Origin of the sequence: Paracoccus sp. SCN 68-21, assembly GCF_001724535.1 — a bacterium.
Lineage (GTDB): Bacteria > Pseudomonadota > Alphaproteobacteria > Rhodobacterales > Rhodobacteraceae > Paracoccus > Paracoccus hibiscisoli.
On sequence record NZ_MEES01000006.1, the window covers coordinates 106,579 to 120,938 of the forward strand.

The 14,360-nt window shown below is 69.3% G+C and carries 16 protein-coding genes and 1 tRNA gene; 3 read left to right on the top strand and 14 right to left on the bottom strand.

Annotated features, from left to right (window positions below):
* Position 1: 1 nt before the first annotated feature.
* Together ABS73_RS03675 and ABS73_RS03680 are read right to left on the bottom strand one after the other, a co-directional pair.
* Positions 2–1,405, bottom strand: coding sequence for a class I SAM-dependent methyltransferase (locus tag ABS73_RS03675; protein ID WP_277023127.1), 1,404 nt, complete (start codon positions 1,403–1,405; stop codon positions 2–4).
* Between the two features lie 175 nt (positions 1,406–1,580).
* Complete coding sequence (locus ABS73_RS03680; protein ID WP_277023125.1) at positions 1,581–2,444, bottom strand: LysR family transcriptional regulator; 864 nt, start codon at positions 2,442–2,444, stop codon at positions 1,581–1,583.
* A 145-nt stretch (positions 2,445–2,589) separates the two neighbouring features.
* Between ABS73_RS03680 and ABS73_RS03685 the strand changes: the two genes are divergently transcribed.
* Complete coding sequence (locus ABS73_RS03685) at positions 2,590–2,817, top strand: DUF1127 domain-containing protein (RefSeq protein ID WP_136856903.1); 228 nt, start codon at positions 2,590–2,592, stop codon at positions 2,815–2,817.
* On the opposite strand, the gene ABS73_RS03690 is transcribed toward ABS73_RS03685, so the two are convergent.
* The 6 genes from ABS73_RS03690 to ABS73_RS03715 form a co-directional block, all read right to left on the bottom strand.
* Positions 2,814–3,281, bottom strand: a complete 468-nt coding sequence (locus tag ABS73_RS03690) for an arsenate-mycothiol transferase ArsC (RefSeq protein ID WP_277023123.1) — start codon at positions 3,279–3,281, stop codon at positions 2,814–2,816. The genes ABS73_RS03685 and ABS73_RS03690 overlap by 4 nt on opposite strands.
* A 4-nt stretch (positions 3,282–3,285) precedes the next feature.
* Positions 3,286–3,765 (bottom strand): UPF0262 family protein, encoded by a 480-nt coding sequence (locus ABS73_RS03695; protein ID WP_277023120.1) that lies wholly within the window; start codon positions 3,763–3,765, stop codon positions 3,286–3,288.
* On the bottom strand, positions 3,762–5,075 hold the full coding sequence (gene hisD / locus ABS73_RS03700) for a histidinol dehydrogenase (RefSeq protein WP_277023116.1): 1,314 nt from the start codon (positions 5,073–5,075) through the stop codon (positions 3,762–3,764). Before hisD ends, ABS73_RS03695 begins: the two co-directional genes overlap by 4 nt.
* Positions 5,076–5,189: 114 nt before the next feature.
* Positions 5,190–5,666, bottom strand: coding sequence for a DUF2948 family protein (locus ABS73_RS03705; protein ID WP_277023113.1), 477 nt, complete (start codon positions 5,664–5,666; stop codon positions 5,190–5,192).
* Positions 5,663–6,940, bottom strand: a complete 1,278-nt coding sequence (gene murA / locus ABS73_RS03710; protein ID WP_277023110.1) for a UDP-N-acetylglucosamine 1-carboxyvinyltransferase — start codon at positions 6,938–6,940, stop codon at positions 5,663–5,665. Before murA ends, ABS73_RS03705 begins: the two co-directional genes overlap by 4 nt.
* On the bottom strand, positions 6,940–7,125 hold the full coding sequence (locus tag ABS73_RS03715; RefSeq protein WP_277023107.1) for a hypothetical protein: 186 nt from the start codon (positions 7,123–7,125) through the stop codon (positions 6,940–6,942). The genes murA and ABS73_RS03715 overlap by 1 nt, the downstream gene beginning before the upstream one ends.
* Positions 7,126–7,262: 137 nt before the next feature.
* Between ABS73_RS03715 and ABS73_RS03720 the strand changes: the two genes are divergently transcribed.
* Positions 7,263–7,337: transfer RNA gene (locus ABS73_RS03720), tRNA-Thr, on the top strand.
* Positions 7,338–7,444: 107 nt separating this feature from the next.
* On the top strand, positions 7,445–7,795 hold the full coding sequence (locus tag ABS73_RS03725; protein WP_277023104.1) for a hypothetical protein: 351 nt from the start codon (positions 7,445–7,447) through the stop codon (positions 7,793–7,795).
* Here ABS73_RS03725 and ABS73_RS03730 read toward each other — a convergent pair.
* From ABS73_RS03730 to ABS73_RS03755, 6 genes are read right to left on the bottom strand one after another with little or no spacing between them, the layout of a single operon-like run.
* Positions 7,756–8,418 carry a hypothetical protein gene (locus tag ABS73_RS03730; protein ID WP_277023102.1) on the bottom strand — a complete coding sequence of 221 codons (663 nt, stop codon included), beginning with the start codon at positions 8,416–8,418 and terminating at the stop codon, positions 7,756–7,758. The genes ABS73_RS03725 and ABS73_RS03730 overlap by 40 nt on opposite strands.
* Positions 8,415–11,171 carry a hypothetical protein gene (locus tag ABS73_RS03735; RefSeq protein ID WP_277023099.1) on the bottom strand — a complete coding sequence of 919 codons (2,757 nt, stop codon included), beginning with the start codon at positions 11,169–11,171 and terminating at the stop codon, positions 8,415–8,417. The genes ABS73_RS03730 and ABS73_RS03735 overlap by 4 nt, the downstream gene beginning before the upstream one ends.
* Positions 11,168–12,559 (bottom strand): hypothetical protein, encoded by a 1,392-nt coding sequence (locus ABS73_RS03740; RefSeq protein WP_277023096.1) that lies wholly within the window; start codon positions 12,557–12,559, stop codon positions 11,168–11,170. The genes ABS73_RS03735 and ABS73_RS03740 overlap by 4 nt, the downstream gene beginning before the upstream one ends.
* Positions 12,556–13,272: a hypothetical protein gene (locus ABS73_RS03745; protein WP_277023093.1), complete on the bottom strand. Its 717-nt coding sequence runs from the start codon at positions 13,270–13,272 to the stop codon at positions 12,556–12,558. Before ABS73_RS03745 ends, ABS73_RS03740 begins: the two co-directional genes overlap by 4 nt.
* A 10-nt stretch (positions 13,273–13,282) precedes the next feature.
* Positions 13,283–13,912 carry a hypothetical protein gene (locus ABS73_RS03750; protein WP_277023089.1) on the bottom strand — a complete coding sequence of 210 codons (630 nt, stop codon included), beginning with the start codon at positions 13,910–13,912 and terminating at the stop codon, positions 13,283–13,285.
* Positions 13,902–14,354 (bottom strand): GNAT family N-acetyltransferase, encoded by a 453-nt coding sequence (locus tag ABS73_RS03755; RefSeq protein ID WP_277023087.1) that lies wholly within the window; start codon positions 14,352–14,354, stop codon positions 13,902–13,904. The genes ABS73_RS03750 and ABS73_RS03755 overlap by 11 nt, the downstream gene beginning before the upstream one ends.
* Between the last annotated feature and the right edge of the window lie 6 nt (positions 14,355–14,360).

Genomic DNA, 14,360 nt, shown 5'->3' on the forward strand with positions numbered 1-14,360 from the left:
CTCAGGCCGGCTGCGGCTTGCGCGCCTCGCGCAGGTCGCGCCGGGCCGCGCGGACCATTCCGGTCAGCGCCTCGGCCTCGGGTCCGTCCCCGGGCGTCGGGGTCGCGTGGGCACGCGCGGTCAGGATCAGGGTCAGCTCCTCGGGGGTGGCATCGTTGCCCAGATAGGTCGCCAGATCGGACCATGACCCGGCCCGCGCCCAGGCCCATGCCGCAACCAGACGATAGCCGTCGGACATGACGGCCTCCGTGCTGCGCGCCGCGCAGGCCAGCGCCACAGTCGCGACCGGCCCCCAATCGCCGCCACGTCCCGCCGCCAGAATCTGCAGCTGCAGCCCTCCGGCGTCATCGGAGCCGATCTCCGCCAGGCGGCGTTGAATCGGTCCGCTGCTGCCCGGCCGGGCATAGAGCAGTGCCCGGTCCAGCAGGCCCAGCAACTGCGCTTGGCTGGGCTGCGTGTCCGGGTCCAGCAGGACGGTCTGGACCCAACGCTGCGCCAGGACGGCACGCCGCGATCCCAGGTAATAGGCGCGGATCGACGGAAAATCGTTGGGGCCCTGCACGACCATCACGCCGCCCGGCACGATCACCAGCGACAGCACCCGCGCCGCCGCAGCCAGGACCGGGCTGCCGGGCGTGATGGCCGCGATTTCGTGATGGTCGATCTGGACAAAGAGACGGCGCAGAAGATCCGTGTCCTCGGGGCAGGCAAAGACCAGCGCCTCGCCATCGGCACGCCCCTCCAGGGCCTGGGTCAGGGCCGCGTCGCTGCTCAGACGATCGACGGGCAGCGCGACGATCGGCGCGCCCGTCCCGCCACCGCCCTGCCACAGCGCCCCCTGGCCCCCGGCGGCGGCCCGCAACGCATCGGGCGCCTGCATCAGATCGGGTGCGGGTCCATCCGCCGCGACCAGGACGATCAGGTTGTGGTGGCGTTCGATCCGTTGCAGTGCCGGTTCGACCGGACGGCCCGCGCCCAGGTCGATGGCCAGATCGCGCAGCGCCGCCAGATGGTTCGGCGCGGACAGATCGACCGAGCCGCCGAACGCCGTCATGAACGCGGTCTGCACATCCTCGACAACATAGATCCCGCCGGGCACCAGCGCCTGCCCCAGCAGCCGCCACGAGGCCAGCACGTCATCGGGACGGTGGCTGCCATCGTCGATGATGATGTCGAAGGGCCCCTCCTCCGCGATCACGGCGGCGATGACCGTGGGGTCGGCCTGCGCGCCCTGGCGGATGCTGACGCGCGGGCCCAGATCCAGCCGCTTGGGCGCCAGATCCAGCCCGACGATCCGGCCCTGGGGAAAATAGTCGCGCCACATCGCCAGCGACCCGCCGCCGCGATCAACATGCCCATAGCGCCGACGCCGATTTCCAACACCCGCACCGGCCTGTCGCGCCACGGGCCGAACAGGGCGTCATAGACCGGCGTATAGTCATGCAACCCGAACTTGTCGGTGTCATGCCGGATGGCCAGTCGGGTCAGGTCGTCCATCGCGCCGCATCCTTCTGAGACACCTCTGGGTCGCAGATCGAAGGGCGCGGCGTCAAGCCGCCTCATTGTTCGAATTGTCGGCGTCAGGCGGCGGCGGCGACCTCGCAGACGACCTGGCGCAGATAGCCCGCGAAATCGGAGGCCACCTGGCGGGCCGGCCCTTCGGCGACATAGACGTTCAGCCAGGTCGGCGGCAGCGGCGGCAGCGCGCCGCCGTGATCCAGCACCTCCAGCCCCGGTTGCTGGATGCCGCGCGGCAGCAGCGTCACCCCCAGATCGGCGGCGGCCAGCACGCGCCAGGTGTCGCTGCCGCCCTCTCCGACGACCTGAACCCATTCGATGCCCGCCTGATCCAGCGCTGCCATGCCGACCGGGTAATAGGCGCAATGCGGCGAATTCGCGATGGGCAGCGGGCGTTCCGACCAGGCCTGCCCGCCGGTGGCCCCGAACCAAGCCAGATCGACCTTGGCCAGGTGGATCGCGCCGGGAGGCGCGTCGAATTCGGTCGTCAGAATCACGTCATGTTCTCCGCGCTTCATCTGGGCGCGCAGGTCCTTGCTGCGGGCGTCGTTGATCACCAGCTCGACCTGGGGATGGTCGCGGCGAAAGGCGCGCACGGTCTGGGCCACCTTGGTAAACAGCCAGTCGCTGGTCAGCCCCACCCGCAGCCGCATGTCCGGCCGCGCCCCGGTAAAGCGCGACAGGATCGCGTCGTTCAGCGCCACCATCTTACGGCTTTCCCCCAGCAGATCCTGGGCGAAATCCGACAGCACGACGCCGCGCCCGGCCTTGTCCAGCATGGGGCGGCCGAACAGGTCCTCTAGCCGCCGCATCTGCATGGACAGCGCGCTCTGGGTCATGTTCAGCGCCTCGGCGGCGCGGGTGACGGCGCCGTATTCGGCTACCGCCTGCAGCGATCGCAGCGTGCCGATATCCAGGTTGCGCATGGGTCGATCCTTCAGTTCCGGTGATGGGTCACATCAAAACCATTCGTTTCACAAATACCTCGTCAGGCGATACCAATCAAGATATCAGATGAACGAGAACCGATACATCTGATTTCGTGATACGTTCCATCAGCGGAGTTGAACCATGTCTGCCCGATCCACCGCCCTTCTGCGCGTCGTCACCGGCCACGGGATCATCCCGCGCAAGCCCTGGCTGGAGCGTCTGCTGACCATGCTGGACGTCCGCCGCACCCGCATCGACCTGTCGCGCCTGTCGGATGATCATCTGCGCGACATCGGCCTGACCCGCGACGATGTCGAGGCCGAGATCGCCCGCCCCCTGTGGGACGTGCCGCGCCACTGGCGCCGCTAGGCCGTGTCCGCGTGGGGCGGGCCAAAGCGGTCGCGCATCCGGGCCTCGATCTGGTCGCGGGTCTGGCGATAGGCGGCCAGGCTCGCCTCGCGACCCTCGGCCAGGCCGGTCGGGTCCATGATGGGCCAGTATTCGACCTCCAGATGCGCGTGGCGCGTCATCTCCAGCGCCATGCGCTGGCTGGCGGGCGACAGGGCGACGATAAGGTCGAATTGGCTCAGATCGTCGCCCCAGTCCTGCATTTCTTCAAAGCTGCGGCTGCGGTGGTTGGCGATGGGCACGCCGATCTCGTCGCAGACGGCGATGGCAAACCCGTCCACCTCCAGGTCGTTCTTGACCCCGGCGGACTGGACATAGGCCGCGCGGCCATAGAACCGCTTCATCATGCCTTCCGCCATGGGAGAGCGGATGGCATTGTGATCGCAGCAGAACAGGACCGATGAGGGGATCTTGTCCTGCGCCATCGGATCAGCCCTGCGGGATCAGCGCACAGATCAGCGTGAACAGGCGGCGCGCGGTGTCGATGTCCAGGCTGGCCTTGCCCTCCAACCGCTCTTGCAGGGTGCGCGCGCCCTCGTTGTGGATACCGCGCCGGGCCATGTCGATCGCCTCGATCTGGGCGGGGGGCAGGCGCTTGACGGCGTCGAAATAGCTCTGGCAGATCTGGAAGTAATCCTTGACCACCTGCCGGAAGGGGCCAAGCGACAGGTGGAACTCGGCCACCTTGTCCTGGGCCTCGGTGGTGACGTCAAAGACCAGCCGCCCTTCGCGGATGCACAGCTCCAGCACGAAGGGGCCGTCGGGCGCCGCCCCCCCGTCGCGGCCGGGCACGGCAAAGCTGTTATCCTCGATCAGATCAAAGATCGCGACGCGCCGCTCCTGCTCCATCTCGGGGGTGGCGGGGGCGATGGCGCTGTCGTCGATCTCGATCCGGGTGATGCGGCTCATTCCGGCAGCCTTTCGTTCAAGGTCCCAAGCCGAGCCTGAACCGAAGCGCCATGCGCCTGCAAGCCCTCGGATGCGGCCAGACGCACCGCGGCGGGCCCGATGGCGGCCAAAGCGCCCGGCGTCAGCCGCGCCATGGTCGTGCGTTTCAGGAAATCCATCACCGAGAGGCCGCTGCTGAACCGTGCCGAGCGGGCCGTGGGCAGGACGTGATTCGGCCCGCTGACATAATCGCCCACCGCCTCGGGCGTATGCGCGCCCAGAAAGATCGCGCCGGCGTGGATGCATCTGGCGGCCAGCCCCTCGGGGTCGGCCACGCACAGCTCCAGATGCTCGGGCGCGATGCGGTTCGACAGGGCTGCTGCCTGATCCAGGTCGTCCACCACGATCACCGTGCCATAGTCGCGCCAGCTGGCGCCCGCGATGGCCGCCCGGTCCAGCGTCGGGATGATCCGCTCGACCGCCTCTGCCACGGCGCGGGCCATGGCCGGGTCCGTCGTGATCAGGATCGACTGCGCATCGGCGTCATGTTCGGCCTGCGCCAGCAGGTCCCAAGCCAGCCAGTCGGGGTTCTGGTCGCCGTCCGCGATCACCAGAACCTCGGACGGGCCTGCGATCATGTCGATGCCCACGCGGCCAAAGACCTGCCGCTTGGCCGCCGCGACATAGGCGTTGCCCGGCCCGGTGATCTTGTCCACCGGCGCGATGGTATCGGTGCCGTAAGCCATCGCCGCCACCGCCTGCGCGCCGCCGATGCGATAGATCTCGTCCACGCCGGACAGCTGCGCCGCCAGCAGGACCAGCGGGTTGATCACCCCATCCGGCGTCGGCACGCAGATGACCAGCCGCTCGACCCCCGCCACCCGCGCCGGGATCGCGTTCATCAGCACGCTGGAGGGATAGGCCGCCTGCCCGCCCGGAACGTACAGGCCCGCCGCCGACACCGCCGACCAGCGCCAGCCCAGGGTCGCGCCCTCGGGGTCGGTCCATCTGGCATCCTCGGGCATCTGGCGGGCGTGATAGGCGCGGATGCGCTCGGCCGCCAGGGCCAGGGCCGCGCGGTCCTCAGGCGTGACGCGGGCCACCTGCTCGGCGATCTCCTCGGGGGAAAAGCGCAGGGTCGCGGGGGTCAGCTGCAACCGGTCGAACCGCGCCGTGAGGTCGCACAGGGCCGCGTCGCCCCGATCGCGCACATCGCGGATGATGGCGGTGACCGCGTCGTTCACATCGGTCGAATCCTCGCGCTTGGCGCCCAGCATGGCCGCAAAGCCCTGTTCGAAATCCGCATCGGCGATGTTCAGAAAAACCGGCATCATCATTCCCCTTGGTTCCCGCGCGGGCCTACCCCGCACCCCTGGCCGCCTCAAGCACCGGGGCGCGGACAGGATGCCGCGGGTCTGTCCTCTGCCCGAAACGCCGGGCGTGTCCTAGTCCGGGTGCTGCGGCGCCTTGCCCGACACGGCGGCATGGGGCCGCGTCACGTCGCGCAGGTCCAGGTTGATGCACTCGACCTCGGCCAGGATCGTGCCGTCGCCCGCGAAATCCAGCGACAGGCGGCCGGTGCCGTCCTCGCCCGGCTGCCAGCGGATCGCCAGCAGCGACAGGACGGTGTCGGCATCGCGGCCCACGCCGTCGCTGACCACCCGCATCACGTCGCCGATCACCAGGACCGAACGGACACGCTCGAACGCGCGGCCCTCGGTCTGGGCCTCGGCGGCGTCCTCCCACCGGAAACGCGTGACCAGCAGCGCCAGCCGCCGCGCCTTGGGGTCGTGGCTGATGTCGGACCCGGTCAGCACCGCGTCCTGCAACAGCGAGGACAGGATGCGCAGGTCGACCTCATCCTCGGCCTTCAGGGCCAGGGGACGGGGGTCGGCATCGGAAAAGCGGGCGTCGCCGGTCATGCGGCCTCCTCTTTCACGCGTTCGATATGGGCGCCCACGCCGCGCAGCTTGCGCACGACATGCTCGTATCCGCGATCCAGGTGATAGACGCGGCTGACGGTGGTGGTGCCCTGAGCGGCCATCCCCGCCAGGATCAGGCTGACCGAGGCGCGCAGGTCGGTGGCCATCACGGGCGCACCGCGCAGGCTCTCGACCCCGGTGACGGTGGCGTGGCCGCCATGGACCTCGATCTGCGCGCCCATGCGGGTCAGCTCGGGCGCGTGCATAAAGCGGTTCTCAAAGATCGTCTCCTCCAGCACCGATGTGCCGTCGGCGGTGCACATCAGCGCCATGAACTGCGCCTGCAGGTCGGTGGGGAAACCCGGAAAGGGCTCGGTCCGCACGTTCACGGCGCGCACGCGGCCATTGCGGCGCGCGACCTTGAGGCCGCGCGGCGTCTCCTCGACGCTGATCCCGGCCTCGTCCAGCTTTTCGCAGAAGGCCGCCAGCAGCTCGATCCGGCCGCCCAGCAGCTCGACCTCGCCGCCGCACATGGCGGGCGCCAACATATAGGTGCCCAGCTCGATCCGGTCGGTGACCACAGGATGCGTCGCCCCGTGCAGCGCCTGTACGCCCTGGATCGTGATCGTGCCGGTGCCCTCGCCCTCGATCTGCGCGCCCATCGCGCGCAGGCAGCGGGCCAGATCGACGATCTCAGGCTCGCGCGCGGCGTTCTTCAGGACGGTCGTGCCGCGTGCCAGGGTGGCGGCCATCAGCGCGTTCTCGGTGGCGCCCACCGACACGACGGGGAATTCGAAGACCGCGCCCTTGAGGCCCCCCGACGGCGCCTTGGCATGCACATAGCCCTCGCACAGGTCCAGCGTCGCGCCCATCGCCTCCAGCGCGCGCAGGTGCAGGTCCACGGGGCGCGCGCCGATGGCGCAGCCGCCGGGCAGCGACACCTCGGCCACGCCGTCGCGCGCCAGCATCGGCCCCAGCACCAGGATCGAGGCGCGCATCTTGCGCACGATGTCGTATTCCGCGCGGTGGCTGGTCATCGCATGGCTGGACAGCGCCAGGACCTGGCCCTCCTGCAGGCTGGCGACCTCGGCCCCAAGCGATCCCAGCAGCGCGGTCATGGTGCGGATGTCCGACAGGCGCGGTGCGTTGGTCAGCGTCAGCGGCTGGTCCGTCAGCAGCGTCGCGGGCATCAGCGTCAGGCAGGCGTTCTTGGCGCCAGCGATGGGGATCTCTCCCTTGAGGGGGCCGTTCCCGGTGACGATGATCTGGTCCATCAGCTGTCCTTGCCTGTCTCGCCGCCCGCGTCCGGGGCGGTCTTGTTGTCGGTTCCGTCCGTGCCTGCCGCATTGGCGCGGGCGCGGGCCTGCTGCTTGCGCCGCGCCAGATTCGCCCGCAGCGCCTGGCGCAGGCGTTCTTCGCGGCTTTGGGCCTGTGTCTTGTCCGGGTCACGGTCGGTCATGGCTGATCTGTTAGCGCCGCGCGCGCCGCTCGTCCAGCAAACGCACGCGCCGCGCGCGGTCATTCGCCAAAATGCCGAAAAATCGCACGGACCCCCTTGCACCCTCTGCGGCCTTTGTCTAAACGCCCCCTCACGTTGCTGTGGTAGCTCAGTGGTAGAGCACACCCTTGGTAAGGGTGAGGTCGAGAGTTCAATCCTCTCTCACAGCACCAACGTAACCCCCTGAATTTGCTGGATGAAACGGCCCATAGGCGCGGTGTCTGTCGGCCACCTACATACACATTTTGGGCGTCATTTTGGGCGCACAGGGAGAATCGAGATGACTAATCTGGATAAGCTGCTCAAGGCGGTGGAGGCGGGAAGCGCTAAAGAGACAGATTTCTTGGCGTCCTTCCAGAGTTCCACAATGAGGCACCTCTTGCTACGCGCTTACGAAGGCTCCCTCGACGCGGCCCTTGCGCTGCATGAGGCGCTGCTGCCGGGGTGGGACGCGCTGATCGACCTAACAGCGGACGTGTCCGTCAGCAACGGCGCAAAAACACTGGCCGAGTACCGGGATTATTTCGGGAAGGCCGAGCGGTCGCCCGCTCGCGGTTGGCTGCTTGCCATCTTGCGCGCCTATCGCGACCTTCAGCCGAAGAAGGATCCGACGTCAGCGAATAGCGCCTGACGCCGCGCCAGTTCGACCTCGGGCGCGGGCCTGCCGAGCGCCGGGGCGGCCTGCTGCATGGGCTCCGGCCCGGGCAGCATAGTGGCGGGGCCGTCGTTGGGCTGCGCGAACATGTCGGCCAGGCTGATCGCGGACGGCATGGCCGGAGTGTTCGGCTGCGCCGCCCCGTAGGACAGCCCGCCGGTCCCGCCAGCCATGCCCAGCATCTGCGCGGCCTTGGCCCGGTGGGGGCCGAACTGGTTGTTCACCTTGTCGGCCACCGTGCCCGGGGCGCCGCCGTTGTTGGCGTCCGAGGCGCCGTAACGCCCGACCCGGCCCGCGTTGACGGCCGAATACATGTCCATGATGCCCATGCCGGGCCGATAGCCCGCATTGGTCAGATACTTCTCGACGGCCTGCATCTGAGAGGCGACGGGCATCCCCTGCGACACGCCGTATTGCTGCCTCTGCGGCTCGCCCCATTGGATCAGGCCGCGGTGCTGGCCCCATTGCGTCGTAGGGCCCGCCTTCCACGGATCGAACGTCCCGGCCGTCTCGTAGGAGATGACGGTTGCCAGATCGACCGGATCGGCCCCGATGCGCTCGGCCGACGCGCGGATGGCCGCCGCGAGATCCGGCGTCATTCGCCCATCCCCGCGAACGGATCGTCTTCGTCGGCGTCATCGCCGGCCAGGATGTTCGCCACCGTCGGCAGGCGCACGCCGAAGCGGGTCAGGAAGGCCCGATTCTCGGCCGCTTCGTCGGCGGGGTTGTAGCGGCGCAGCAGCGCGGCGGCTAGATCGGGATCGTTGACGGCCTTCGCCATCAGTTCGTCGATCGCCCGGCCCTGCACCTTGGCGCTGCGGTTGCGCAGGAACGTCGACAGGACGTCCACGACCGCGATGGTGGGAGACAGCTGGCCGCGGTTCACGGACCGGGCGCGCGAGGCGATCGAGGCCGTCGTCAGGGACGGGTCGAACTTTCCCGCCAGCGACTGCGCGGTGCCGGACGATCCGATCGCCTTGGCGTTGACCGACCCGTCGGCCTTGGACAATGCGCTGACGACCTGGCGGATGTCGGTCAGGTGTTCCGGCGCATCCTCCCACAGCACCTCGGCCGTCTTGGCGAAGCGCGGATCGTCGAACAGCTTCTGCAGCCCTCGGCCGCTCCACCGCTGCACGCCGTCGGCCGACGTCATGGTCGGGGCGTTCAGCTTGCCGGTGCCCGAGACTTCCTCCCACAGCGCGGCCTTGGCCGACGCGCGGGTGGCGGGCGTGTCGCCGGCCACCTCCAGCAGTTCCCGGACGGCCCGCTCGGGCTGGGCGGACTTCCACGCCGTGCCGATGGCCGCGCGGGTCTGGGTGTCGTCGTAGCGCAGATACTGACCGGCGGCGGATGTCCCGCCCGGCCGATAGGCCTTCTCGGTCGCCTTGGCCGTGGCCTCGGCCGCGTCCAGCGTCTGTTTGCTGGTGCCCGCCCGCTCCAGCGCGGTGCGCGCCTCGGGAAAGTCGCTGAAGGCGAAGTTGCGTTCCTGCATGAACCGGGCCAGCGCCTCGGGGCTGCGGGTCGCCTTGGCGGCCTGCGCGTCGGCCAGCAGCGTGTCGCCCAAGGCTTTGCGCGCGGTCGGGTTGTCGCCGACCTCGGCCATGACGGCGCGATAGTCCGTCTCTCCGGCCATCGCCCGGCCCGGCACGGCCTCGTCGGGCATCCGGGGCTGGCCGCGGCCCGTCTCGCGCAGGATGTCCGGCACGGCGCCGCGGTCCTCAAACCGCTTGCCGACGTCCAGGCGCTTCGCCTTGGCCTCGGTCATCAGGGCGCGCTGGTCGTCCGGCAGGGACTTCGCGATGAAGTCGTCCACCTCGTCCAGGTATTGCCCCGTGACGCGCTTCTGCTGATCGGTGGCCGCCGGCGAGCGGATGTCGCTGGACAGGCCGGATCGCATCGACATGGCCTCGCGGACGGGCACCTCGGCGGTCCCTTCGGGCGCCAGCTGCGCCGGGATGCCGGCCTCGCTGGGGGTGAACCGCTGGCGGTCGTTCAGGGGCAGACCTTCCGTCACGCCCTCGACGCGCTGGCGCAGCGCGCCCGCATCGACCGGGATCGTGTCGTCGATCTGGCCGTAGAGGCTCGCGATGCCTTCCATCTCCTGCGCCTGGCGGTCGGCCAGCCCGGACCGGATGACCGATCCCCGCTCGACCGCGCCCGGCACGACCAGTCCGGCGGATGCGTCGTCGAACTGCGTGCGCGCGGCGGACAGGCCATCATTGGCCTGCTCGATGCGGCCCTGTGCGCCGAAGGACAGCGCCTCGCGCAACCCCGCCGGGTTGGCGTCGGGGGCCAAGGCCGCGATGCGCTCGTCCACGGCTGCGGCGTTGCTGGTTCGCCGCGCGTTGGCCGCGCCTGGCAGCATCGTGTCGGTGTTGTAGGCCAGCGTCGAGATGCCCGGGTCCTGGACCCGGTCCGCGATGTTGGCCTGGAAGTTCGGGATGACCTGCTCGGCCTCCGAGGGCCGCGACAGTGCGGATGCCAGCGGCGACGCATCGACCGCGCCGGGCCCCTGGGCGGCATAGCGCGCCTGCATGTCGGACGAGTTGTTCACCAGCCGGTCAACGACCTCGCGCCCGGCCACGTCATCGAACGCCCCGGTCCTGCCCGTGGCCGCGCCGATCATGTTCCGACCCAGCCCGCCGACCGCGTTGGCCGTGCCCAAGGCCGCCATGCCGCCGACCGAACCCAAGAGGTCCGACCACCAGGTCCCCTCGCCGTCCGGCGTGACCATCTCGTTCAGGCCCTGCGCGCCGGCGCCGGCCGCGCCCGCATAGGTCATCTCGCGCGCTGCGACCCGTCCAGGGGCGACGGCCATCGGTTCCACGAAGGACCTGGCGATCGGGCCCATCTGCCGCGCGCCCTCGACGCCGACGCTGGCCGCCTTGGCCCCCAGCCCGACGAGGGGGACGGTGGTCGCGCCGACTTCCTCGCCGATCCGGTTCGCGAAGCGCCCCGCGCCCGTCTGCGGTTCGTAATCCGGCACCAGCCCGCCCGCGCGCAGCATCATGTCCATGTCTGCGGCCCCGCCACGCGGCCGGTCCGAGAACGGCGTCATGCCCTGTTCGCCCGGCAGCAGGTTCAGCAGCATCGGGGATGCGTTGATGGCCTCCGCAGGCAGACCGGCGACGTTCGCCACGCCCTTGCGGATACCACGGGCCGCCGATCCGGCCACGTCCGTCGCGGTGTCGCCGAAGCGGCTCCAGAAGCCGGGTTCCTCGGCGGTCGGGGCTTCCGCGCCGCCAGCGGGATCCTGCGCCAGCAAGCCCTGGATGGCCGACCGCATGGTGTCCTGATCGGTCCCTTCGGGGAACTCCAGCACGCGACCGTCGGGTAGTTCGACCTCGATCATTCGAAGGCTCCCGTTGCGGGGTTGAAGCGCAGCCGCGTGGCGCCGCCGGTCGGCGCGGGCGGGACGATCGTGCCCGCGTCCGTGTTGACGTTGCCTGGGTTCTGGACGGACACGCCGCCCATCTGGCCGCTGGTGTCGCCGGTGCCGAGTGCGCCGCCCAGGAACTGCTGCTGGCGCTCCAGCTGCTGAATTGCGACGTCCAGGCGCGCCAGACTGTCGGCCTGGTTGCCCAGCATCTTGTCGAGGCCGAGAGACGACCGCGCGTTGCGCAGCATCTCGTTCGACAGGCGCTCGCCCGTCATGGCCTTGGCATACTGGAAGGCCAGCATGTTGCCCAGCATGTCGATCGCGGGCAGGGTCGGGTCGAAGAACTCCTGCGCGACGCCCGCGTCAAGAAGGCCCTGATCGACGTCCTTCATCACCTCGGCCACGCCGCCGCCCAGGAACTGGCCCAGTTCGTTGCCGGTCTGCATCAGGTTCTGGCTCGTGCCGCGCAGCGCGCCGATCACGCCCTGCGACGCGCCGTTCGCGGCGATCATCTCGCGCAGGGACCGGGCGGTGCCGACGGCGGTGCCGATCTCCAGCATCTGCTGCTGGACGCGGCCCTGTGTCGTCCGGCCAAGGCCGACGTCCTCCGCGCTGCCCTGCGCCGCGGTCGAGAACATGGTCGTGCCCGGCGGCAGCGGCGCGCCGGTCTGGGCGTCCACCAGTCCTTGCGCGGTCTGCAGGGCCGTCGTCTGTGTCCCGTCCGGCAAGCGCGCGTTCGTCAGCTTGACGTCGCCGCTGGTCATCCGGTCGTTGCTGTATTCGGCCACCTCGGGCATCGTGTCGAAGCCCAGGGCCGCAAGCGTGTCCTGATCCAGACCGCGCGTCTGCTCGCCCGGCGACAGCGGAGCCATCAGGTTGTCGGTCATGTTCGTTTGCAGCGTCGTGCGGTTGTCGCCGTCAGTCTTGTAGCGGACGCCGTCGAGGTTACGGTCGGCCACATACTGGGTGCCCTCCAGGCCGATGTCCTGGCCCCGGCGTGCCGTCTCGTCGCCCATGATGCCAAGGTCCATCGCACGCTGGTTGTCGCGGACGTTGTTGCCGACCGACGCGCCGTAGGTCAGGTCCTGCCCGCGCCGGTTCGTCTGGTCGCCCATGCGGACGGCCTCGAACGACTGGTTCGGGGTGTAGAGGCCTCCGCCGATCGCCGCGCGTTCGTCGCCCGTGTTGACGAACATGTCGGTCAGCCCGATCTGCTGGGCGCGCTGCATGGCCTGCTGGCGGTTGGCGTCGGCCGTCGCATATCCGGCCAGGTCCTGCCCCGACATGGGCGCGAACAGCCCCGCGATGTTCTCGAACGCCTGGCCGATGGCCGGGTCTGCGTATCGGTTCTTGATGGTCATCCGAGGAACCCTCCGCGCACGCTGTTTACGTTCTGGACCCCCGCGCCGCGCAGGCCGGCGGCCAGTCGGTCGCCGCCGGGCAGCCAGCGGTCGATGCTGTTGGTGATGACTGGATTGCCCGCGCCGGCCATGCTGCTGAAGCCGCCCAACACCGCGCCGCTGCCCTTCAGCAGATCACCCAGCAGGCGCTTGTTGCCGCCCTGCATCGACGCGGCGTCGAGTTCGAAGGCGTTGGCGTCGCTGGACCCGCGCCGGAACCCGGTCATCTGGTCGATCTCGCCCGAGGCCCGGCCCATGCCGCGCATCTTGTCGCCCAGCAGATCCCCGAAGGACCGCATCGACGCCAGGTTCTGCGCGTTCTCGGACGCGCGCTGCGCGGCGTTGCCGCTCTGCGTCTGCAGTTCGCGCGTGGTGATGGACGACGTGCCCTCTGGCGCGACCATTCCCGCCGTGACGTTCGCGTCGCCGGCCAGGGGCGCCTCATAGAACTGCGTCAGGTCCATCTCGCGCTGGCCCTGGTCCTGCGTGAACTGGGCCATTTCGTCTTGGCTTCCCTGCGCTAGGTTCTGCTGGCGCTGCTCCATGCTGCGCTGCCGGGTCCGCTCGGCGTCCAGCGAAGCGGATCGGGCGCGGGCGGCCTGATTGTTGGCCGACGCATGGGCGACGGTCCCGCCAGCGGTCAGGGCAAGAGCAAGAAGGGGAAGTGGGATCATGGCCCTGCTCCTATCGGGTGACGCGCACGGCGCCGCTCGGGGCGCCGTAGCTGACGGGGGTGTAGCCGCGGCTGGCGCCGCCGCTGGCGGCATAAGCCCGCTCTGCTGCGTAACGCTGGCCCAGTTGGCCGGTGAAGCCCTGGAACATATCCCCGATCGGGCTGAAGTCGCCCGCCGGGCGGGACAGGGCCTCGGCGCGGGCGCGGGCCGCGTTGGTCGCGCCGGTCGCGTCGCCCGTGGCGTTGACCTGCGAGATCAGCCCCGACCGGGCGTCTTCCACCGAATTTCGGGCTGCGTTCTGCTGCGCCAGCGCCTGATCCGCGATCTGCTGCTGACCCAGGGAATAGATTTTCTGCAACTCGCCGCCCTGCGTGGCGCGGGTCGAACTGTCCAATTTGCCGCCGCGCGCCAGATCGAACGTCAACTGCTTGTTCGCGTCCTGGTGCTGGTCCTGCAGCTGGGGGCTGGCGAAGTTCTGATAGCTGTCCGCGATCCCGCTGAAGAACTCGGGAGTGAACTGGCTGTCGAAGGTCTGGTTGATGTTGGCCGTGCCCTCGGCGACGCGGGCCTGGCGGGCTTCTTCATCCTCGCGGACCCGGCGCGCTTCACGTTCGGCCTGCTTTCCTGCTTTATTGCCCATTCAGATCGAGCCTCATTGCGTAGCCATATTTGCGAAAGCCGAAGCGCGAGAGGAAGCGGGCGGTCTGCTCCGACATGATGTCATTGTCGTTCCCGCCCAGAACCTCGATCGCGCCCATATCACGGCTCCATTCGACCAGTTTCTTCATCAGCAATGCGGCCGCCCGAGTGCCGCGTTTGTCGGGTCTGACGAACATTACTTCCTGACAGGTGAAAAGGCCAGCGAAAGTGCGGTATTGGCCCCATGTCGCCAGCAGGAAGCCGACGACTTGTCCGGCGTCCTCGACCACGAATACCAGACATTCCTGACGATCCATGTATGCGCCGAAGAAGCTGGCCCGTGCACGGTCCTCGGACCATTCCAGATGCGGGCAGCTTTCGGCGTGGTTCATGCGGACCAGTTCCCGGACGGCCTCGTAGTCGCGGGGCTCGGCCAGTCTCACGCACCA